Origin of the sequence: Dolichospermum flos-aquae CCAP 1403/13F (genome assembly GCF_012516395.1) — a bacterium.
GTDB lineage: Bacteria > Cyanobacteriota > Cyanobacteriia > Cyanobacteriales > Nostocaceae > Dolichospermum > Dolichospermum lemmermannii.
Window position 1 is genome coordinate 86,844 of the sequence record NZ_CP051206.1, and the last position, 21,824, is coordinate 108,667.

The 21,824-nt window shown below is 38.8% G+C and carries 20 protein-coding genes, 1 tRNA gene and 2 pseudogenes; 9 read left to right on the forward strand and 14 right to left on the reverse strand.

The annotated features are described in order from the left end of the window. Positions 1-24: 24 nt before the first annotated feature. Together gntT and HGD76_RS00500 are read left to right on the forward strand one after the other, a co-directional pair. The gene (gene gntT / locus HGD76_RS00495; protein WP_168694622.1) at positions 25-1,386 is read left to right on the forward strand and encodes a guanitoxin biosynthesis MATE family efflux transporter GntT; all 1,362 of its coding nucleotides are present in this window, start codon (positions 25-27) and stop codon (positions 1,384-1,386) included. Positions 1,387-1,454: 68 nt separating this feature from the next. Further along, positions 1,455-2,399, forward strand: coding sequence for an aldo/keto reductase family protein (locus HGD76_RS00500; protein WP_168694623.1), 945 nt, complete (start codon positions 1,455-1,457; stop codon positions 2,397-2,399). A 25-nt stretch (positions 2,400-2,424) separates the two neighbouring features. Here HGD76_RS00500 and HGD76_RS00505 read toward each other — a convergent pair whose 3' ends face one another. Continuing rightward, positions 2,425-3,462 (reverse strand): thiamine phosphate synthase, encoded by a 1,038-nt coding sequence (locus HGD76_RS00505; protein WP_168694625.1) that lies wholly within the window; start codon positions 3,460-3,462, stop codon positions 2,425-2,427. Positions 3,463-3,700: 238 nt separating this feature from the next. On the opposite strand from HGD76_RS00505, the gene HGD76_RS00510 reads away from it, so the two are divergent. Continuing rightward, positions 3,701-5,278, forward strand: a complete 1,578-nt coding sequence (locus HGD76_RS00510; protein ID WP_168694627.1) for a DUF1565 domain-containing protein — start codon at positions 3,701-3,703, stop codon at positions 5,276-5,278. 11 nt (positions 5,279-5,289) lie between these two features. On the opposite strand, the gene HGD76_RS00515 is transcribed toward HGD76_RS00510, so the two are convergent. The 6 genes from HGD76_RS00515 to HGD76_RS00540 all read right to left on the reverse strand — a co-directional run bounded on the left by HGD76_RS00515 (position 5,290) and on the right by HGD76_RS00540 (position 10,814). Further along, on the reverse strand, positions 5,290-5,478 hold the full coding sequence (locus HGD76_RS00515) for a hypothetical protein (protein WP_168694629.1): 189 nt from the start codon (positions 5,476-5,478) through the stop codon (positions 5,290-5,292). 4 nt (positions 5,479-5,482) lie between these two features. Then, positions 5,483-6,196 (reverse strand): hypothetical protein, encoded by a 714-nt coding sequence (locus HGD76_RS00520; protein ID WP_233466989.1) that lies wholly within the window; start codon positions 6,194-6,196, stop codon positions 5,483-5,485. Between the two features lie 95 nt (positions 6,197-6,291). Next, a complete protein-coding gene (locus HGD76_RS00525; protein ID WP_168694631.1) occupies positions 6,292-8,379 on the reverse strand; it encodes an S-layer homology domain-containing protein in 2,088 nt (695 codons plus the stop codon). A 479-nt stretch (positions 8,380-8,858) separates the two neighbouring features. Next, positions 8,859-9,182, reverse strand: a complete 324-nt coding sequence (locus HGD76_RS00530; RefSeq protein ID WP_015079258.1) for a hypothetical protein — start codon at positions 9,180-9,182, stop codon at positions 8,859-8,861. Positions 9,183-9,730: 548 nt separating this feature from the next. Further along, positions 9,731-10,426 carry a LabA-like NYN domain-containing protein gene (locus tag HGD76_RS00535; protein ID WP_148765953.1) on the reverse strand — a complete coding sequence of 232 codons (696 nt, stop codon included), beginning with the start codon at positions 10,424-10,426 and terminating at the stop codon, positions 9,731-9,733. 301 nt (positions 10,427-10,727) lie between these two features. Then, positions 10,728-10,814, reverse strand: a tRNA-Ser gene (locus HGD76_RS00540). Between the two features lie 548 nt (positions 10,815-11,362). On the opposite strand from HGD76_RS00540, the gene HGD76_RS00545 reads away from it, so the two are divergent. The 5 genes and pseudogenes from HGD76_RS00545 to HGD76_RS00565 all read left to right on the forward strand — a co-directional run. Continuing rightward, positions 11,363-11,731 carry a 2Fe-2S iron-sulfur cluster-binding protein gene (locus HGD76_RS00545; protein ID WP_148765955.1) on the forward strand — a complete coding sequence of 123 codons (369 nt, stop codon included), beginning with the start codon at positions 11,363-11,365 and terminating at the stop codon, positions 11,729-11,731. Positions 11,732-11,771: 40 nt separating this feature from the next. Then, positions 11,772-12,326, forward strand: a complete 555-nt coding sequence (locus HGD76_RS00550; protein WP_407644804.1) for a thermonuclease family protein — start codon at positions 11,772-11,774, stop codon at positions 12,324-12,326. A 68-nt stretch (positions 12,327-12,394) separates the two neighbouring features. Continuing rightward, positions 12,395-13,198 (forward strand): inositol monophosphatase family protein, encoded by an 804-nt coding sequence (locus HGD76_RS00555; protein WP_148765957.1) that lies wholly within the window; start codon positions 12,395-12,397, stop codon positions 13,196-13,198. 250 nt (positions 13,199-13,448) lie between these two features. Beyond that, positions 13,449-13,583: pseudogene (locus HGD76_RS00560) on the forward strand (transposase); the annotation flags it as partial. Positions 13,584-13,669: 86 nt separating this feature from the next. Next, positions 13,670-14,060 (forward strand): annotated as a pseudogene (locus tag HGD76_RS00565) (ISAzo13-like element transposase-related protein); the annotation flags it as partial. Positions 14,061-14,241: 181 nt separating this feature from the next. Here HGD76_RS00565 and HGD76_RS00570 read toward each other — a convergent pair. The 4 genes from HGD76_RS00570 to glmU form a co-directional block, all read right to left on the reverse strand. Next, positions 14,242-14,736 (reverse strand): hypothetical protein, encoded by a 495-nt coding sequence (locus tag HGD76_RS00570; protein ID WP_168694634.1) that lies wholly within the window; start codon positions 14,734-14,736, stop codon positions 14,242-14,244. Between the two features lie 89 nt (positions 14,737-14,825). Beyond that, complete coding sequence (locus HGD76_RS00575) at positions 14,826-16,031, reverse strand: RNA-guided endonuclease InsQ/TnpB family protein (RefSeq protein ID WP_168694636.1); 1,206 nt, start codon at positions 16,029-16,031, stop codon at positions 14,826-14,828. A gap of 273 nt (positions 16,032-16,304) precedes the next feature. After that, the gene (locus HGD76_RS00580; protein ID WP_168694638.1) at positions 16,305-16,961 is read right to left on the reverse strand and encodes a DUF3800 domain-containing protein; all 657 of its coding nucleotides are present in this window, start codon (positions 16,959-16,961) and stop codon (positions 16,305-16,307) included. A gap of 182 nt (positions 16,962-17,143) precedes the next feature. Next, on the reverse strand, positions 17,144-18,499 hold the full coding sequence (glmU, locus tag HGD76_RS00585; protein WP_168694639.1) for a bifunctional UDP-N-acetylglucosamine diphosphorylase/glucosamine-1-phosphate N-acetyltransferase GlmU: 1,356 nt from the start codon (positions 18,497-18,499) through the stop codon (positions 17,144-17,146). A 249-nt stretch (positions 18,500-18,748) separates the two neighbouring features. Here glmU and HGD76_RS00590 point away from each other — a divergent pair, with 249 nt between their 5' ends. Beyond that, a complete protein-coding gene (locus HGD76_RS00590) occupies positions 18,749-20,092 on the forward strand; it encodes an AAA-like domain-containing protein (protein WP_168694641.1) in 1,344 nt (447 codons plus the stop codon). 30 nt (positions 20,093-20,122) lie between these two features. Here the strand turns inward: HGD76_RS00590 and HGD76_RS00595 are convergent, their stop codons facing one another. The 3 genes from HGD76_RS00595 to HGD76_RS00605 form a co-directional block, all read right to left on the reverse strand. Continuing rightward, complete coding sequence (locus tag HGD76_RS00595) at positions 20,123-20,551, reverse strand: DUF6006 family protein (RefSeq protein ID WP_168694643.1); 429 nt, start codon at positions 20,549-20,551, stop codon at positions 20,123-20,125. A gap of 44 nt (positions 20,552-20,595) precedes the next feature. Next, complete coding sequence (locus HGD76_RS00600; protein ID WP_168694644.1) at positions 20,596-21,168, reverse strand: carbohydrate binding domain-containing protein; 573 nt, start codon at positions 21,166-21,168, stop codon at positions 20,596-20,598. 103 nt (positions 21,169-21,271) lie between these two features. Continuing rightward, positions 21,272-21,820: an AbfB domain-containing protein gene (locus HGD76_RS00605; RefSeq protein ID WP_168694645.1), complete on the reverse strand. Its 549-nt coding sequence runs from the start codon at positions 21,818-21,820 to the stop codon at positions 21,272-21,274. Positions 21,821-21,824 lie beyond the last annotated feature (4 nt).

Consider the following 21,824-nt stretch of genomic DNA (forward strand, 5'->3'; position numbering starts at 1 on the left):
ATCAATTGCAAGCAAGAAAATTGAATGAATACAAAAATTTTTTCCCAATACGACTTTCTATATCGCTTTTTGAAGATGGCTGCTCTCAATGTAGCGTCAAACATTATGATACCTTTAGCGGGTATAATGAGCGTAGCTTTCCTGGGACACCTTTCAAACATTAGTTATTTAGCAGGGGTGTCATTAGGCGGTCTTGTGTTTGATTTTCTCTACCACAGTTGTTTCTTTATCAAGTCAGGAACAACTGCGATTACATCTCAAGCCGTCGGACGAGATGACCGAGAAGCAATACTTCTAACCGGACTACAAAATACTTTAATAGCTTTGGCATTGGGTCTGCTGATGCTACTGTTGCAATACCCTCTGGGGAAGCTAGGCTTTATGTTGTTGAACGCCACTCCAGATGTGGAACTTGCTGGCATTGCTTATTTTAATAGCCGGATTTGGGGAGCGCCTGCGGCTTTAGTCAACTTAGTCTTAATTGGATGGTTTCTTGGACGAGAACAAAATCGCAACGTTTTGTTACTCACTATTGTTGGAAATGGTTCTAATGTTGCCCTGAATTACCTTTTCATTATCCTTTGGGATTGGGCAAGCATGGGGGCAGGAATATCGCAAGCTATGAGCCAGTACATAACCTTATTTGTAGGGTTTGTGATGATTAGCCGTGAAGTTACCTTAAAAGAAGTAGGTGCTTTAACAGGAAAACTCCTAAATTTGTCTGGCTTCCAAACTTCTTTCGTTCTGAATCGCAATCTGTCTGTTAGGTTTATAGTTATCGTCTCTATTTTTGTCCTCTTCAATGCTTTTAGTGCAACACTGGGGACTGATGTTCTGGCTGAAAATATTTTACTTCTGCAAATAGTAGGATTAAGTATGTATATGTGCGATGGAGTGGAATATGCTACTGCAACTTTCACAGGTAACTTTAAAGGTCAAGGAGTAACACATAAATTTGTACCACTTTTGCAAGTTGGATTAGTAACTAACCTAGTAATTAGTTTAGTAATTGGGCTGGCTGCTGTCTTTTTTCCTGATCCTATATTTCATATATTCACCAACCATTCTGAATTGATAGAAGCAATTAAAATTTATATCCCTTGGTTAGTTCTTGTGATCCTAGGCGCGGGAGTTACCTATATTCTAGATGGATATCTTGCTGGCTTGGGTGAAGGATCTGCTATCCGCAATACGTACTTGATTAGTGGCTCACTAGGACTGATTTCTCTATCTTTATCAACATTTTATTTTCATAGTAATCATTTCTTATGGTTAGCTTTATTTATGTTTATGTTATCTTGCGCTTTTACTTTGGGAATACAGATATATATGACTTTGCCATCAAAAGAGCAAAATGAGGCTGTTACCAACTCATTACCTAATTAATTTCTCTGGAAATGAAACTGACCAAATAATAAGTAATTCGTAATTAAGAAATCAAATACAAAATCAAAATGAAATACAGACAATTGGGTAACAGCGAACTGCACGTTTCCGAAATCAGTCTCGGTTCCTGGGGTATTTATGAAGGTGTAGAACAGCAAAATGTAGAGGCTTCCATTCACAAAGCATTTGACGTTGGCATTAACTTGATTGACACTTCTAATTCTTACGCTGCGGGTGGCGCTGAGTCATTTTTGGGAGAAGTATTACAAGGAATTGAGCGATCTTCTTATATCTTAGCGACAAAAGTATTTTTTCCCATGTCACCTACTGATCAAGGACTTTCAGCAGTCCAGATCAAAAAACAAATTGATGCTTCCTTAAAGCGATTGCGTACCGATTATATTGACTTATATCAATGCCATCGCTACGATCCGAATACACCTTTGGAGGAAACAATGATGGCACTCACTGAGGTAGTGCATCAGGGAAAAGCTCGTTACATCGGCTTTAGCGAGTGGAGTCCAGAGCAAATTCAAGCAGCATTCAATCTGGCTGATGTTGAACACTTTGTTTCCAGTCAGCCCCAGTATTCTATGCTTTGGCGCGAACCGGAAGCGGAAGTCTTTCCATTGTGTGCAACTAATGGTGTTGGTCAGATTGTTTGGTCGCCGTTAGCTCAAGGTATACTCACAGGTAAATACCAGCCGGGACAAGCTCCTCCTCAAGATTCTCGCGCTGCAAACGAAAAAATGAATTTGTTTTTGCTGGAGAATTTGTTTAGCGATCGCATTCTCACAGCAGTACAGAAACTGAAACCCATTGCCCAAGACTTAAATTTGAGTATGGCACAGTTAGCTCTGGCTTGGGTACTACACTCTGAATACGTATCTTCAGCAATTATCGGCGCTAGTCGTCCAGAACAAATTGTTGATAATGCTGCTGCATCAGGAGTGCAACTAAATGCCGATGTACTGGCAGCAATTGACCAAGGACTGGCATCCTTGTGTCTTTAGACCGGGGATTGTCAAAACTCCTGATTTATTTGATGCGGTGCAGTTGCGAAAGAAAATACTGAGTTGCTAGGGTAGGTTGATCTGATTCGATGAGCGATCGCACTACAGCTACCCGTTGCGCCCCTGCCTTCGTCACATCATTAAGATTACTCATATCTATTCCCCCAATTGCAAACCAAGGAATCTGACAATTTTGGGAAACATATTTCACATACTCTAAACCCGCTGCGGCTTTACCCGCTTTAGTCGGTGTTTCATACACAGGCCCCACACCAATATAATCCGCACCTTCGGCAATTGCCCCTTGCATTTCTTGGGGATTTGTGGTAGAGCGTCCGATAATGCGCTGATGTCCCAGTAATTGACGCGCTACAGCAATGGGTATATCCTGTTGTCCCAAATGGACACCATCAGCATCTACAGCCAAAGCTAAATCTACCCGATCATTAATAATGAATAAAGCCCCATAATGGTGACATAATTCACGCAGTCTTGTCGCCCGTTCCAAGCGGATTAAATCATCAGCGGTCTTTTCCCGATACTGTAACAGAGTTAATCCACCTTGAAGAGCCGCTTCGGTAATTGCGAATAAATTATCTGCGGGAGATGTTACCAGATATAAATGCGATCGCCATAATAACTGATGACGCTGATAACCCATCAAATTACTTTCCAGGGTATAAACTTGATAACGCATTTGTTTACAAGCCGCTCCCATATTCCCATGATAAAGCTTGCCATATTCTTCTAATACGCGCAACGCTTCCTGCACCCGGCAAAAATTAGCCTGTAATAGCGATGTAATATCAGCCCGTTGTTCCTCTTGGGGATGACTCAAATCCGTTCCTGGATCACCCTGTGTATCTCGTGCTGCGCGGATTTCTGCCGTATGCCAAGTACCCAACTCCTGACGCAAGTGTTTACATATACCTGAAAACTGGGCATTATTTAAACCAAACCGACACCATTCTTCAATAATCCGCAATCCTTCACGAGCGCGATCTAAATTAGCATCTAAAATGCGATAAACAGTTTGTTGTGTGTGACTATGGGCTGAAACCATTACAAAACCTCATTTTTAATGCTTTTATAGTAATAGCCAGCCTGATTCATATTTTAATATTTTAATTATTAAATACTTGCTAACTAATCGTGGTCAATTTGTCAAGATACAAGTAACATCGTAGACATACTATCATGAGATAGTATAAAAATTAATTGTATAACAGTTGATATCCAGTCTCAGATCCAAATAGACTTTCAATGTTGTTGCTATAAATTTTAGAGGAGTTTTATAAAAAATGATAGTCCCCCAAAAATCTGTGAACACCCGAAAAAACTCCCTGAGTTGCTCAATTTTGAGTTTAACAGTTGGTTTAGGAGTGACGAGTACAATACTCTTCATAACCAGTGCAAGTAGTGTCTTCGCTCAAATTCCGACGGTCGGCGAACAAATACTTCAACGTGAAAAAACAATCTCTCAGATTAACCAATCATTTGTCAACCCCAGTATAGGAAATGACAAAACAGGTAATGGTAGTATTAGCGCACCTTGGCGGACAATTAGCCAAGCCCTAGAAGCATCACCTTCTAATAGTGTAATTATCCTCTCTCCCGGTACATATAGCGTCCAAAGTGGAGAAGTATTTCCTTTAATGTTGAAACCTGGTATAGCCATTCAAGGCAACATTAACAATAAAGGCCAAACTGTGACAATTACTGGTGGTGGCGAATTTCTCAGTCGCCGGTTTGGTGGTCAAAATGTGACTATTGTTGGTGCTAACCAAGCTAGTTTAAGTGGTGTCACCGTCACTAATACCAATCCTCGTGGTTATGGATTATGGATTGAATCCAGTAATATTATAGTTCGGGAAAATACCTTTACTAAGAATACCCAAGATGGAATTGCTGTCGCTGGTGATGGGACACCCAGTATTAGTAAAAATGTTTTTGTTCGCAATGGTGCTAATGGCATAACTATTTCTGGAAATGCTCGCCCCGAAATCAGGGAAAATATCTTTCAAGAAACTGGTTTTGGGATTAATATTGCCCAAAATGCGTCTCCGGTGGTGGTAGCTAACCAAATTCAGAATAATAGATCGGGGATTATTGTCCAAGCAAATGCTACACCAATGCTAAGGAATAATCTGATTCAAGGTAACAGAGAAGATGGTCTAGTCGTAATTGCCCAAGCTAGACCAGATTTAGGTAGTAGTTATGACCCAGGAAAGAATATCTTTCGGAATAATGGTCGTCATGATATCAACGCCCAAACTGCGAAGTTGGTGATTTCTGCGGCGGGAAATAATTTGGTTAGTAGTCGGATCAGCGGTAAAGTGGATCTTCAAGGTACAACCGCATCTACAGCCAGAAATCCTGGTGCTAATTCTTTATCAACAGAAACTTCAGCCCGCAGGCCAATCACATTTTCTGCCCCCACAGTTCCCAATGCTCCTAATCAAAGAACGGTAACACCTTTAAAAATTAAACCCGTTTCTAATCCCAATCAATTGCCACGAGTACCAAATAATCTATCTAATCCATCCCAATTTAATTATACTCAACTTGATTCTGGTGCTATTGAATTTGTAGCTCCTCAAGCAGCCACAGGGGAAAATATGCAAAATTCAGCCCCAATATCAGACCCTCAAATTTATACAGCTACTGGGCAAAATGTCAGTTACCGGGTGCTAGTGTTGGTTGCAAATCAGCAGCAACAGAATTTAGTCAGTTCTCTGGTTACTGGTGCTTTTCCCAAGGTTTGGCAAGGCCGCAGGGTGGTGCAGGTGGGAGTTTTCAATAGTCAAGAAAGTGCCTCTGAAATGGTTAACCTCTTCAATAGCAAAGGTTTAAAATCAGTTGTTCAGGCTGTGAAATAATTGGTCATTGGTCATTTGTCATTGGTAACAACCGACAACTGTACGGGCGAAGCATTGGGAGAACTATTTTTGACAATGACCGATAATTTATCTTCCAAATGCTTCGCCCCTACTGACAACTGTACGGGCGAAGCATTGGGAGAACTATTTTTGACAATGACCGATAATTTATCTTCCAAATGCTTCGCCCCTACTGACAACTGACTAAAATGCCAACTCCAATCTTTCACTAGTCATAGATTTGAGTTTGGATGTAAAGGATTCGGTGCGATCGCTCTTTTGTGGCATAAACTGACCAATAGGGGGATGATTGGCCGTTGCTGGTAGCATTAACTGTTGGGCAGGTGGGGGGGAAATTTCTTCAATAATTTGCTCTTGTCTGATATTTGCTGTTAATTGCCCAGAAGAAGGGGCTGGGGCTAGGCTTTTTGGAGCATAGTCTCGGTTTTCTTCTATTGGCTGTAAATTATTATTTATTTGATACTTATAACTCACTGGAGCAGGTAATAAACGAAGATTTTTATATTCTTCCATCCTGATTTCCTGTTTAGTGGGTGGTAAAACTTGTAGAGACCCAGAAGTGAGACGTTCAGGGAATTTGCTACAAATCATGCGCTCAAATTCCATATTGAAATGGTAGGTTGTCTCACCCTTTCGTCGCCAAAAGTTCAAGATTTGCTGTACAGATACGGCTTTATAACGACCTTGATACAAAGCTTCAATAACTGCTAAATGTAACCAATGCAGGGGATATTCAGATTGCCATTGGTTAACTAGCTCACTAGCATTGTGTCCGTTGAGATCAAAGCTGTAGTGAGTTAATAACTTAGCTGCTAGTTCGGCAGGAGGTGCGAAAGTTTGAGTGACCGGGGCTGTTGTTAACATGGGCTGTGAGTTATAGGCAATAGGTATAAACATTTCACCCATCGCATCTAGCCTAACGTACTTTTAGCTACATGAGTAGTTTTTTCACCAGCAGCAAAAGTGATAGGCAGTGTTTTCCATTCTACTTGTCAATTGCTGATATGCAAAACAACATAAGGTGAATTAATAACTTTTGTGCGTTGACTGGTGACTAATGCCTGATACACCATGGCTGCAACTTCGGCACGGGTGGCTTCCCTCGTGGGTGCTAGTAAATTGGGATCTGGATAATTAACAATAATTTTTTGCTGGGTAGCGATGGTAACGGCTGTGCGGGCATATTCGGGAATTTTATCTTGGTCAATGTAGGTTAAGGTTTTTTGAGCAGTTGCCAAAAGTCCCAGTCCGTTGACCAAGGAGACTATGACTTGTAGCCGTTGGACGTTTTGGGTAGGACGGAAGGTGCGATCGCTAAATCCGCCCACAAAACCGCCTCTGGCTGCGATTTCAATGGCGTTAGCTGCCCAAAAATCCTTGGCTATGTCTGTAAATTCTGGGGACGGACGTTTGGCTGGGGGATTAAAAGCCGCAGCAATTAAAGCTGTATATTGAGCGCGGCTCATGGCTTGATCTGGTTGGTATGTGCCATCAGCAAAACCCTGGGTTAAGTTCATACTAACTAATGCCCGAATAAATGGTTCTGCCCAATGACCAACAATATCGGAAAAAGAGGGAATCTCTGTCTCTGGTTTGACAATATAGGCGGAGGGAAGGGGATTTTCTTGTCCTGTGGCGACTAATGCCTGATAAATTAGGACTGCGACTTCAGCGCGAGTAATTTCCCGCAATGGTTCTAATTGATCTGGTTGAGGATAATTGACAACTAATAGTTTTTGCGTAGCTACGGTAGTGGCATTGGTAGCGTAACTGGGAATTTGAGCGCGATCGCTGTATACCATCAAGACGTTAGGATTACCACCACTCAAGTTTAAACCGTTGACAATGGAGACTAGTGCCTGAATTTTGGTTAAGTTATTTTCTGGTCGAAATGTACCATCGGGAAAGCCTTTTAAAAAGCCTCTATCGGCGGCACTGGCTATGGCTTTGGCAGCCCAAAAGTCGGATTTGACATCTTTGAATTTATCTAGTTGATTACTTTCTGGTAGTTGGAATGTCTTCGTCATCAAAGCTGCATATTGAGCGCGGGTAATGGGTGTGGCTGGTTGAAAAGTGCCATCAGGAAAACCACTGATAATATCTTTACTGACTAGGGCTTCCACGAAGGCTGCCGCCCAATGTCCTTCTAAATCAGCAAATCTACTGCTGACTCCGATTTGACTGGGGGTGTCAGCGGTAGCAGCGATGAAATCTATCGCCCCAATGACCTGGGGAAGACTTAATTGATTACCAACGGAGATGATTTTTTGATCTGTAACATTTTGTAAATCAAATTTACCCTGTTCTCGAAAAATGTTGTCTGCTGGGTCTTGGGGACTGCCTAAGTCGGGAACGGCATTACCGACGATTAAAAGACCACCTTGGGTGTTACTAGTGATGAGATTCCGCCGTAATACTGGTTTAGCATCACGGGAAAGGGCGATCGCTGTGCCATTGGCACAAAGTTGATTATTTGCTACTAAAGGCGCGGCAAAATCACTAATGGCTATGCCCAAAGCATTATTTTCAAATACATTCCGCAGCACTTCCCCTTTGCTATTCTTAGCTATGACTAATCCACACACTTTATTGTTAATAAACAAATTATCTACAATCCCTGGTTTCGCATTCCCAGTTATGAAAATTCCTTCTCTGGTACAGTTCTTAAATGTACTGTTGGCCACGGTAGGTATTGATGATTCAATCCACACGCCAGTACCTTTTGCGGCAGGATTAATCACCGTCACACCTAAAAGACTCGCATCACTTAGTAAAAGAAAAGTGATATTCTGTACCCCGAAACTAGGACTTTGATATTCACCACTGCCAGAAATGATCATTTCCTGGCCTTTATTTGCCTCATTTCCTACTACCAACACTCCCGGTGGAATGGTCAAGGGAAATACCTCCCCATTGGCTGTGCTATAAGTTCCACTAGCTAACTGAATAATTGTTGATGCTTTTGCCTGTTTCAGGGCGCGGGTAATACTTTTTAGGGGACTAGGACGAGAACCCGTATTAGCATCATTTCCTGTAGCAGGATTAACATAGAGTGTGGCAACAAGACTAGAATTAACCATTGATTGTTAAACGAATAAGGTTTTAATGGTGACATCCATAATTAACCATACTTTTGACACACTCAATATTTCAAGTCGGTAATAAATAAAAATTCACACAAAAGTATCACAGCTTGAGGTGTTTGCCACTCTCAAGAAATTACCTGTCTCCACCACTATATGAACCTGACCAAACAATAAACCACAAATTACGACATCTTCCATCAATAAAGATTAAGTTAATACCAGTATAACTTTAGGTTAAATTGCGTATTTAGAGGATGTTTTAAAAGTTTTTCATGTGTAAACAGACCCCTCTCCAAACCTCTCCCCTACCAGGGGAGAGGCTTTAAAACCCCCATTCCCTTGTAGGGAAGGGGGGTAGGGGGGTTAGGTTTTTGGAGATTATGGGTTTCATATAATACTTTTCAAACAACCTCTTAGGTAAAAGACAAGAAAAAATTGATAATCGACAATTTAAAACTGGTTTTCACAAGTATTTAAACATGGCAAAATAGATCGTAATAACATAGCCAATGTTCAGGTAATGAACTTAAATAGTAGGAAATACCAAAAGCACATATTACTAAAAGTACAGGAACAACTGTAGTAAATTCTAACTTGCCTTTTTTGATCACTTCTAAGCAAGAGTTAACAATCACTAGAGGCCATAAAATAGTGATGATCACAAACATGATCAAGGATAAAAATTTCTCCTGTGGGGAAGATGTAGGGTGACGAAGAGAAAATGTTAACCAATTAGTAAAAAAATAGCCAGTCATGAGAACATAGCTAATAACTAAAGTTAATTGGATTTGATTCACTGAACTACCTACGCCTTTAATAATATAAGTTCTCAAAAATATATCTATTGAAGATATGTTTTAAGTGAATGCTAAAAACAAACTAAGAAGTGATCATGCCATACTTTAAAGTTCAGTTTTAAAGTCTGTTATGTCTATTAATGTTAATTAGCTGTTTCTACACTTGTATAGCACAGATACGAGAAAAGTGTCAAATAAAATTCAGGATTAAATCCTCTCAAATTATTTTAATTTGAGGTTGGGATAATATCTTAGCAGTCGGGAATAAAACCCTATTTTAGATGGAGTTTTATTTTATGATCAACTAAGTAGGTAAACGGAAAAACCCGTAGACGCGAAGCGGCTTCTCGAAGAGTAATATGTAACGAAAAGTAAAATCGCCCAAACCCTCTTCACTCTTGCCTCTGGTTACTGAGCGAAGTCGAAGTATTGCCTCAAGCCTAGTGCCATAACGACAATTTTCAATGCTAACCTACTTAATACCCTCACCAGTAAGGTGGTTGCGATAAAATTGCAAAAAAAAGGAGAAAAATTTATATATTGGGAATTTAAACTTGGTAATTAGAAGAAGTCCGATAACTATACCCGATAGTAGAATCTTTTTGAATGTGTTGTTTAATACTATCAAAATCTATAAATTCATCAGCCACATCAATTAGGTGATTTCTAGAACGCGCTTCACTATCGCTAGTTGTTGTTTGCAAGCCAATTACTTCTACTCTAGCGCCCACATTACTAACTGCATGAACAGCATAGGATAAATCTCCGTCGCCACTAACTAAGACGGCTGTATCATAATAGGGTGCTAAAGTAATCATGTCAACGGCAATTTCTACGTTCAAATTTGGTTTTTTGTAATTATCGACAACTACACTCATATCTTTAGTAACTACACGATAGCCGTTACGACGCATCCATAAAAGAAATCCCTGTTGCTTTTCGTTGCCACTATCCATTCCTGTGTAAAAGAAAGCACGTAATAACCGAGAATTTTTTGTTAACCGACAAAGCAATTTTACATAATCAATTTCAATTCCCAATTGTAATGCGGCATAAAATAAATTTAACCCGTCAATAAAAATTGCTACTCGTCCACGACTGTCATCCTCATTAAAGCTGATATTATTAGCTGGATTAGGTTCTTTAGGCTTAATATTGCCTTTGGTTGCTGGGCTTTGCCAATGAGGTTTTTCTTTAAGTTCTTTATATTCGTTTGTTTTTTTGCTAAAATTGTCAAACTGCATTGATACCTCTGAATATTAAAGTGGGGATGTTGTTGTAGGTAAACTGACAATAGCTGAATTTTGACTAATTTGTTGCCACAGTCTTGGTTGAGTTAATACCTATCAGGTAGATTTTAGCCGATTTCTTCTAAGTGAATATGATATTTTGCCATTTACCTGCATATACTTTACACAAAATGCCCACTTTTGGGCGAAATTAACTATTTATATCCAGAAATTATCTTTGAGTTTTATGGGCAAAGTCTGCTGTGTGAGCTTACAAGCAAATATTTTTAAATCAAACTTAATTACTGTTGGGGAATGGAGAGAGAGGGATTCGAACCCTCGTATACATTTCTGCATAACAGACTTTCCAGGTCTGCGCCTTCAACCACTCGGCCATCTCTCCAGGTGTCTCGCTTTGCTATAGTACAATAGGATTGAAAAAAAAGCAACCATTTTGGAAAAGATATTTTCTATGGCTAAGGCCAGGCTGCGCTATCATCACTCCCTGACCTGAAAGTGCAGAGTTTTCAAGCAATCTTCTTCTGACACTCTCCGCGTCTTTAGACGCGGAGATTCTATAGAGAGTTTCAGTCTATATCCCTCAGTTATCCCAGTTTCAGGCAGGGTTCCTTAAATATTTGGGTTCTTGCCCTGATTTCGTTTGCCCTGGCGGGCGAAATCATATCTGACAAGCGTAACTTTCCGAGAGTCCCTCGGTAGCTTTTTATGTCTTTAGTGACAATTTAATTCTATCACGAATATGGATTAAAATTTGAAATAATTTCAAATTTTCAAATTAACGTCAATGCAGGATAAAGGAAAGCCTCTAGCCTTCATCCCTTGTCTAAAGCCCAAATGTGGCTTCCTGAGTCAGCCACATTTTCAAGGGTTTTCGGCGTTCTTCCTTATAATTAAGTGTGAAACTCCAAATCCGCAAATCTAAAAATCAAGATGGTTCAAACCCACAGAATTAAAGTTTACAATCGCCAAACTGGGACATCACATACTCTCGAAGTTCCTGAAGACCGCTATATCTTACACACCGCTGAACACAATGGGACAGAATTGCCCTTTTCTTGTCGAAATGGGGCTTGTACAACCTGCGCTGTGAGAGTTTTATCAGGAGAAATTCATCAACCAGAAGCCATTGGGCTTTCTCCTGATTTACGTCGCCAAGGTTACGCTTTATTATGTGTAAGTTACGCTCGTTCTGATTTGGAAGTGGAAACACAAGATGAAGATGAGGTTTATGAACTTCAGTTTGGGCGGTTTTTTGGTAAGGGCAAAGTTAAAGCGGGTTTACCCTTAGATGAGGACTAAGATTTTTTGTGTGATCATGTTAATTAATTTGATAGCGAGGATGGCTACTGTAGTAGTCCGTCTTCGCGTTTTTGTAACGAGAATAATTATATTAGCTAGTTTGTTACTGTTGGTGAGTTGTCAAAGCCACAACAATTCCTCAATCATTCCCGCTAATGTAAAAATAGCACGGGTTGTGAGTGGACAAAGTTTGGAAGTTTTGGGAATGGAAGCACAACCCAATTTAATTTCCCAAGTCCGATTAATTGGTTTAGATGCACCAGATATCCGCCAACTTCCTTGGGGTGAGGATGCAAAACAATTAGTAGAAGGTTTAATTGGTGGTGCAAATCAAGCTGTGAATCTGGAATTTGATTTAGAAGCTAAGGATAAATTTAACCGAACTTTGGCTTATGTATGGAAAGATAAACTGTTGTTAAATGAAGAAGTTGTCAAACAAGGATATGCTTTATTTGTAGCGCGATCGCCTAATCACAAATACGACCAACGCCTAGAACGCGCCCAACAATGGGCAAGAATCATGGGAAAAGGCATTTGGAATCCCGATAAACCCATGCGAATCACCCCCGGAGAATTTCGCCGTCTCTCTCGTTAAAAAACGACAACTGACAACCGACAACCGACAACCGACAACTGACCACTGACCACTGACAACCGACAAATATGCAAATTTTTCTAGATATTGCTACAGAAGCAGCTTTAGCCGCAGGTGTAGTTTTACAAGATTATTTAGGTAAATTAGAAGACGCAATCACCGAAAAAGGCCGTCCTGGTGATTTAGTTACCGCTGCTGATAAAGCTTCTGAACAGGTAATTTTAGAAGTATTGCGTCGCCATTTTCCCCAACATTCTATCCTGGCTGAAGAGTCGGGAAAACTGGGAAATCAAGATAATGAATTTCTCTGGGCGATTGACCCTCTTGATGGTACAACCAATTACGCCCATCAATATCCCTGTTTCGCTGTTTCTATTGGTTTGATGATTCAAGGTGTCCCCAAGGTGGGAGTAATTTATGACCCTTTTCGGGATGAGTTATTTCGGGCTGCTGCTGGTTTAGGTGCAACCCGTAACCGTCGCCCTATTCAGGTTTCTCAAACAGCGGAATTAGGTAAAAGCCTGTTAGTCAGTGGATTTGCCTATGACAGACGGGAAACCCCTGACAACAATTATGCCGAGTTTTGTCATCTTACCCATCTTACCCAAGGTGTGAGACGTGATGGTGCAGCAGCTTTGGATTTAGCTTATGTAGCCTGTGGTCGAGTTGATGGTTATTGGGAAAGGGGAATTGCGCCTTGGGATGTTGTGGCTGGGATAATATTAGTCCAGGAAGCGGGAGGAAATGTGACTGCTTATGATGGGACTCCGATGAAAATTGAGTCGGGAAGAATTTTAGCTACTAATGGTTATCTGCACGATAGCCTCAGTCAAGAATTGATGAAAGTTCCCCGTTTAGCAAGTTGGACGTAATTTTTCTATGATGTTTGTGGGTTAGAAACTTGCGTTTTTTCATGAGTCGGTTTTAACCGACTTTTGCTATTAGACAGGGAATTTATTCAGGGGAAACGCATCTAAATTATCTTGACAAAATACTATGTTAGTGAATCAATTTGTAAAAATATCTAATTTCATTCAAAAATTGATTAATTTCTCGATTAAAATTCTAAAAATTTAATAAATTTAGGGTAATTATTTATTGTTAATAATAAATTTATTTTGTTCTTGGTGTCAAGAAAGAGGAATTAGAATTAGTGGACCTCCGTTGGGAAGACCACCAAAAAATGTTAGTAAAGAAAAAAAGAAACAAGCCTTGGAAGATGAGAGAATTCGTAATTGTATTGAGGGGAAATTTGGCTGACAATGAACAACAAAAACTCATGTTTACCTCTTAACTGAATAACCAAGAAGTTCTGATCTTGCCTTTTCCCACTTTTTCAGCAAGCCCTAATTAATCAAGATAATGGACCGGAAAACCATTCTCGTCGGAGTCAGTTTATGAAGCGGATTGTCGATTTTTCCAGATCATCTCAACTGAATTTACAACTCGCCTATTATCCGCCTGATCACAGCAAGTACAACCCAATAGAACGCTGCTTTGGTTGGTTAGAACAACATTGGAATGGTAGTTTACTTGATACTGTTGAAACCGTACTGAATTTTGCTCAAACTCTCACATTTAAGGGTAAAAATCCTGTTGTCAATTTGGTAGACAAGCTTTACTCCTTACTGAGTTAAACTCACAACTTTAGCGATGGCAGAACTTGAAACACAGATTTACCGCCTCCCTAATCTCAAAAAATGGTTTGTGGAAATTTTTACTAAACCAGTATAGTTATTGGATCATCTTTTTTGTGGAGGTCTCTAAAATGGTTCTAACCCACCATAAGCAATTCAAAATTAATAAAGCAGGAGAAAAAATGAATTTGACGATCTGAACTATTTTGGATATAATGGAGATAAGAAACAGAATCATTTAGCTCATCTGCCATGTGTAGAAGGAGTAACGATGCCGCCTAATCAGCGGCATCAGCCATTTTATAGGCTTCATATTCTTTTTGTAGTTTTCGCTGCCGATGTGGTTGCGTCACCAAGTATGCTGTCCACAAAAGCACATATCTGTCGCGTTTATCTAAAATTACAAGATAGTCTTCACTGTCTAGCCACAGACAAATACGTTTATTCCCTTTTCTGTCATTTTCCCAAACTTTAATAGCAGGATCTTCAGAGTTTTCAATTATAGGGCGTAACCAGCGAATACGTTCACAACGGCGAAAATCAGGAATGCGTTCTGTTTCTTGGCTGCCTTCTGATGTAATGTGCCAGAAGGTAGCTTCTTTATCTTGCAATAAAGGATAACGTTTAAGCCCAAATCTTATACCTTTAAAACTAGGTTTACTATCAATAAAATCCCCTTTGAAGATGGTGTAAACTGCCTCTAAGTAAGCTTCCGAATTACCACCATAATCATTCAATAAAACTAGAGGTGGTAGCCATATAGGCTGTTTCATTGTAAAACCTCCGATGCTTGCCAGCAAAGAAGATTTACCTTATTTTCCAGATAGAGAGTAGTTTTGGTTAGGCTTTGACACTCCCCTGGCTAAAGCCGAGGGGATTCTACATTCATCGTCAAAACTTGCTCAACCAGGCTTGCACCAAGTAGAGTAGTGGCTTCAACTCCTGTAGCGTTACTTTGGGGATGCCCTCCCCTAGCTTTTGCAAGATTTAAAATATTAATTGCTGCATTTGTATCTCTGTGAAGATACGATCCACAACTACAATTATGAGTGCGAGTTGATAGAGATTTTTTGACAATTACGCCACAACTAGAACACTTTTGAGAAGTATAGTGTGGAGTAACAGCTATAGCAATCTTGTCAAATTTAACAGCAAAATATTCAATCCATTGTCGGAACAAATACCAACTAGCATCACTAATTGATTTTGCTAAACAATGATTTTTTACCATATTTGAAACCCTTAAATCTTCGTAGGCGACTAAATCGTTAGATTTGACTACGCAACGCGCTATTCTCTTAGCGTGTTCTATACGTTGCCTACTTACTTTTAAGTGCTTTTTGGCATAAAGTTTTCTAGCTTTTTTTCTGCAACTAGAACCTTTATGCTTTTTGTAAATCCGTCTTTGAGAATGTTTGATTGATTTTTCAGCCTTTCTCAAAAACTTAGGGTTAGGTTCATGATGTCCGTTAGAGTCAGTGTAAAACGACTCAATACCAACATCTAATCCGATTTCATTACCCGTTTTCGGTTGAATATCTACAACATCAATGCCGATACAAACCTGAGCATAATATCCATCTGCACGACGGATTAAGCGCACTCGTTTAATGTCTTTAAGTTCGTAGGATTGAATATCCCATTTGCCTAATAATTTGAGTTCACCAATCTCTTTCTTGTCGGTAAAAGTGATGCGTCGCTTTGTTTTATGTAGCTTCCACCCTGATGTTTTATATTCAACGGAACGGCAATCTTTTTGAAAACGGGGGAATCCCTTTTTACCAGACTTTTTAGATTTACAGTTGTCGTAAAACCTTGATATAGCAAACCATCCTCTTTCTGCGGCTGATTGCACAGCCATTGAGTTTAACTCAGCAGTAAAAGGAAATTCTTTCCGAAGTTCAGTAGAGTATTTATTCAGGGCAAACTTATCAACTTTTAGTTCACGTGGTGCATCCATCCAATACCTAATCGCTTTATTGCGAACGAATTGAGTAGTCCGAATTGCATCATCTATCGCGTTATATTGATGCTGTTTACCCTTGACTTTATACTCTAGAACTATCATTGCTTTATTTGTTTACGACCTATTAATATAGTAACATAGATAGGAAACAAATAGGAGACAAGATGAAGACTGAATATATAAGAATTAGAACGACACCGCGCAGATTCCATAAACTAAAGTTATTAGCCGAACAAAAAGAATATTCTGTAACTAGACTAATAGAAGATTGGATAGACAGTCTGCCAGATCCAGTGTCAATGCAGGATAAATCCTGCAACTAGCCTTCATCCCTTGTCTGAAGCACAGATGTGGCTTCCTGAGTCAGCCACATCTTCAAGGGTTTTCGGCATTTTCTTTATAACCGGAACGATCTCGCATTCGCTCAACTAAAGCAATTTTAGCTGCATTGCTAGAAAGTCCTCGATTTATATAGGAAATAGTTCCAATTAAAAGGTCTGCAAGTTGTAAGATTTCTACTTCGTGAGAATGCACAGTTTGAAGCCGTTCAATTATTTGGCGTGAAAAATCAAGGAGGTTATTAGAAAGTACATCATGTAATTTGGCAACTTTTTTTGCTCCTTGTGTATCTTTAATGTCCAAGTAAATTCTATAATTTGCTTGTGGACTGAGAATTGTCTTGAGCAAAGTAAAATACATTTTATAATACCAATCATCATGAGTCTGATTGTAAACCTCATGTTGTAGTTGGGATTTATCTGCTACAATAAGACCTCGAAAATGCAAATTTTCATTATCAAAGAAATAATCTATTAATTCGAGATAAAACGCTATTTTAGCGGGTGAAACCTTTATCCATTTAATTTCAAATTCTGGTTTTAGATCATGTTTTTTCTTAATTTCCCGGATATGAACTGAAATTTCTCGCGTTTTTTCTAAAGGACACCAAACGGCACCCAGCACCATTATTTGTTGATGATCATTTTCTAGATGGCAGCTTTCATCACAGTAAACGTTAAAAGTTTGGTTCATGTTTTAATTTTCACATTATTAATGCTCTTTATCAAGTAGGAATTAATCAGATTTCTGCATAAAAATGAATTTCTTCCTTTGCGTCTTTGCTCCTTTGCACCTTTGCGCGAAACAAAAACCGTAGTTCATTTACCTAAAAATAGCTATAAAAAGGTGCGTTTCTTAACGCACCCAAAAAAACATTAACTATCAGTTTTCATCTTCCAACCTGGCTTCACAACTTGACGACTTCTTGCAATTACCAAAGAATCATCAGGGACATCCTCCGTTACCGTTGAACCTGCGGCTATGTAGACATCATTACCCAGAGTAATAGGTGCAACTAAAACACTATTAGAACCGGTTTTGGTGCGATCGCCTATAATTGTTCTATGCTTCTTCACACCGTCATAATTAGCAGTAATTGTTCCCGCACCTACATTGACCTGAGTTCCTGTTGTCGTATCACCCAAATATGAGAGATGTGATACATTAGTGCGATCGCCTAATTGGGTATTTTTCAACTCCACAAAATTACCAATTCGACAATTAGCACCCACCTTAGCATGACCACGTAAATGAGCATAAGGTCCAATTCGAGTTTGAGATTGAACAATACTATCTGTAACTACAGAATAGAGAACAGTAACATTTTCACCCAACTCACTATTTTCAATTAAACTCCCCGGACCAATGCGACTACCAGCTTGAATTATCGTTTTTCCGCGCAAATGAGTTTGCGGTTCAATAATCACATCTGGTTGTAATTCCACCGTTTCATCAATAGTAATACTTGCAGGATCAATTAAGGTAACACCTGCTAACAACCATTTTTCCTTAATCCGTCTTTGCAAAATATCGTTAGCTGTTGCTAATTGCAATCTATCATTAATTCCCAAAATTTCTTGGTAATCTTTCACATCTACAGCCATTACCTTACCAACCTGAGTGACAGCATCAGTTAAGTAATATTCTTTTTGGGCATTATTTGCTTCTAATTGAGGTAAAAACTTTGCTAAATCTGGCCAACGGAAACAGTAAATACCAGCATTCACGCGGTCATTTTCTCTTTGGGTAAGAGTGCAATCTTTGTCCTCAACTATTTTTTGGACAATACATTCACTGTTACGAAAAACCCGTCCGTAACCTTGAGGATTTGACAATTGTGCGGTGAGAATAGTACAGGAATTTTGATTTTCTTGGTGAGTTTGTAAGAGGTTGTTTAAAGTTTCCGTCCGTAATAAAGGGACATCACCATTTAAAATCAATAAATCCCCAGTGTAACCTTCTAAATGGGGAAGCAATTGTTGGATAGCATGACCTGTGCCTAATTGTACAGTCTGTTCCACAAACTCCACACCATGAATTGCATTCATAGCCGTTTTTACTTCTTGGGACTGATAGCCAACAATTACTAATCTGCGTGAAGGTAAAAGGGGTTCAGCACTTTCAATAACGCGTTCGACTAAAGATTTACCACCTAAAGAATGTAAAACTTTAGGCAGATTTGATTTCATTCTTGTGCCTTTTCCTGCCGCGAGAATTGCTACAACAACCATAGTTATATATCAGTAAATTTGCGATAAATGCTGTTTTGATTTGCTCCCTTCCAGGTCAAATCATATCAGTTAATCATCTGTAGTGGGAGTCTTCTGGAGATTTTAGATGAAAAAGAACCCATCCCACTGTTAGCGGGATAGTCTCAATTAATGAGAATACCTTAACAAGTAAGCGATGTATCCAAATTTCGATATTTCTTTTTCGGCACAAACTCGATATACTGACTTCAATCGGCATAAATTAAATATATGAACGTTGAAGAAGCATTACAAATTTTAGATACAGTTGTCTTTAATAAAGTTAACAGACACTTGAAAGATGTGGAGATAATTATCCTGAAAGGATCTTGGCAAGGTCTAAATTATGATGAAATTGCCAATAATGAAGGTTATACAGCCAAATATCTCCGCCAAGATGTAGGTTTCAAATTGTGGAAATTACTTTCAGAAGCATTAGGAGAAGAAGTTAATAAAACTAATTTTCGTGCAGCAGTTGAACGTTCGCATCTTAACAATAACAACATTCTACAAACAGAATTAGATCAAGATATTTCTAATCCCATCAAAAATGAATTTTTACCAGAATACCCAAAAGGTTCAGTTCCTCTAAATTCTGTATTTTATATTCAACGCAATCTAATAGAAGAACGTTGTTATGATACAATTCTCCAGGCTGGTTCTCTAATTCGGATTAAAGCCCCAAATCAAATGGGTAAAACATCCCTACTTGATAGAATTATCGCTCACTCAAATCAGCAAGGTTATCACACAGTAAGATTAAATTTTTTGCAAGCAGAAGCAACTGTTTTTAATGATTTAGATAAATTTTTACGCTGGTTCTGTGCTTATGTTAGTCACAAATTAAAATTACCTTCTTTATTAAATGAATCTTGGGATGAATATAGAGGTAGCATTATTAATTGTACCACATATTTTGAAGATCACATTTTAGACAATATCAATAACAATTTAGTTTTGGCATTAGATGAAGTAGATAAAGTATTTCAATATCCCGAAATTTCTCAAGGTTTTTTTGCCATGTTACGAAGTTGGCATGAAGAAGCAAAAACCATAGAAATTTGGGAAAAGTTACGATTAGCTGTAGTCCATTCTACCGAAAATTATGGGTCATTAGATATCAATCAATCCCCCTTTAATGTTGGCTTAGTAGTGGAATTAACAGAATTTACGCAAGAACAAATAAAAGTTTTAGCCCACAATCATCAACTTGATTATAATCAAAATCAATTACAGCAATTGATGTCTCTAGTTGGGGGACATCCATATTTAATTAGATTGGCACTTTATCATCTAGCACTTGGGGATATAACTTTAGAAAATTTATTGCAAAATGCGCCAACAAATGCCGGAATTTACGAAGAATATTTGCGGCGATTTTTGCATACTTTTAAAATTAATCCTCATCTAACTCAGGCATTCCTAGAAGTAGTTACGGCTCAAAAACCTGTAAGCGTAGAAACAATTTCAGCATATCAACTTTACAGCATAGGATTAGTAAAGAGAATAGGAGATAAATTAACACCAAGTTGTCAGTTATATCAACAATATTTTCGAGAACATTTGCAGAATTAAAATCAATATTTGTATTCGTGAAATTTTTTCCTAACGTCTTCTATTTGCACAAGATAAAGGATAACGTTTGCCTCTCCAGGTAGTCCAACCGATAGCCCGACCTGATTTAACATTGTATCTCAAAAACCAGTTATCTTGTTCTTGACCTAAATAACGAATTGAGAGAGATGTTGAATTTGCAGAATGTTTTGCTAGTGACACCCATGCACTACCATTATCACTGAACTGTCCTACAACCTTAACACCTGATGTAGTCCTACAGACATCACCATCACACTGAGTTTGCGGGTCATCAACTACAAGCCACTGCATTTTGGCATTACGACCGTCAATATTACAATCCCATGAGCCAAAATACCACTGAGTGACCACCTGTGAGGCATTAGTTGTCCCAAGATTAAATAATAATCCACAGGGAATCAGCATTAAACCTAACAAACACTTTTGGAGTAACTTCATAATTTTGATTGGGGAAGTAAATTGATAAAACCTAATGAAAATTCCTATTGACTAGGACAGTCTGGACTTGGCCCCTTTAAAGAAAAACCATCAACTTGCACCCAACTATCTTGTCCTAAAGCCCACAAACCTGTAAAGATGTTATAAGTTGAGGCATTACCAGTTCTAAATTGTAATGTTAATTTTGTATATTCTGATAAACCAGCAAATTTGAGTTCAGACCAAACTTTTTGTTGACTATCACGCACTCCGAAATATCCATCCGTAACATTGCCTGATGTTCTCACATAAGCTTCCAAAATATAGTTAGAATTTGGTTTGAGACGTACTTGTTGACGAATACCATTCCAACCGGAAACATTCCGCATCCAGGCATTATTTTCACCCTTAAAACTATATCCTTTCTTAATATCAAAACCTGCACGTCCTTCTGTTTGCCAATAAGAAGATGGCTGTTGCTCAAAATCAAGATTGCTATAAGGTGCTGCACAGGAAGCTTGTGCTTGGTTGATACCAATGTTGGTGAAAAATATTGAACTAACAGCCACAGTGAAAATGTTAGTTAATAAGCCTTTGGTAAGTAAGTTGTGAGTTTGACGTAATTTAATTAATGACATGAAATATCTCCAATATTTTGTAGCAGTGAATATTTTATGAAGGTCAACTCTATTCATTAGATATTAGGAAAAAAAGTAGTTTTGATTGACGAACAAGATTACCCTACCGATAGAGAGGATTGAAAATCCTAAATGACGCATCCTGTGCAAATAAATCGCTACCATCTGAGCGTTCTACCCACAACTCAAAATTCTTGTGTCGGATGTAGTGTCCAGGAAAGTTGAGAGATTCAAATGTCCAACGTTGATCATCACCAAAGACTCCACCTTTAATGCAAAAAGTAGCATCTTCCCTAAAAAGCTGCTGATTGATCATCCTTGACAACTGGAGTCGAAAATTTTCGTGTCTCAAGAAGTGACCTGGAAAGTTTACAGATTCAAATGAAGAGCATTTGCTATTTGCTAATCCCCGAACAATTTTGAAACTTGCGTCTTTTCTTCCGAGTTCGTTATTAATTGGCTCTATGTAGCCCAATAAATTTCGGTGGCGAATATAGCGATCAGGAAAGTTATACGAACGAAAGGACTGAACTTGACCGTACAAACTTTTATATTGGGCATAAACGGAAGATGATGATGTTAGCACAATCCCACAGACTGACAAACCTAAAGTTGAAATACTCAAGAATCTTTTTAGTAGGTTAAATTTCATGATT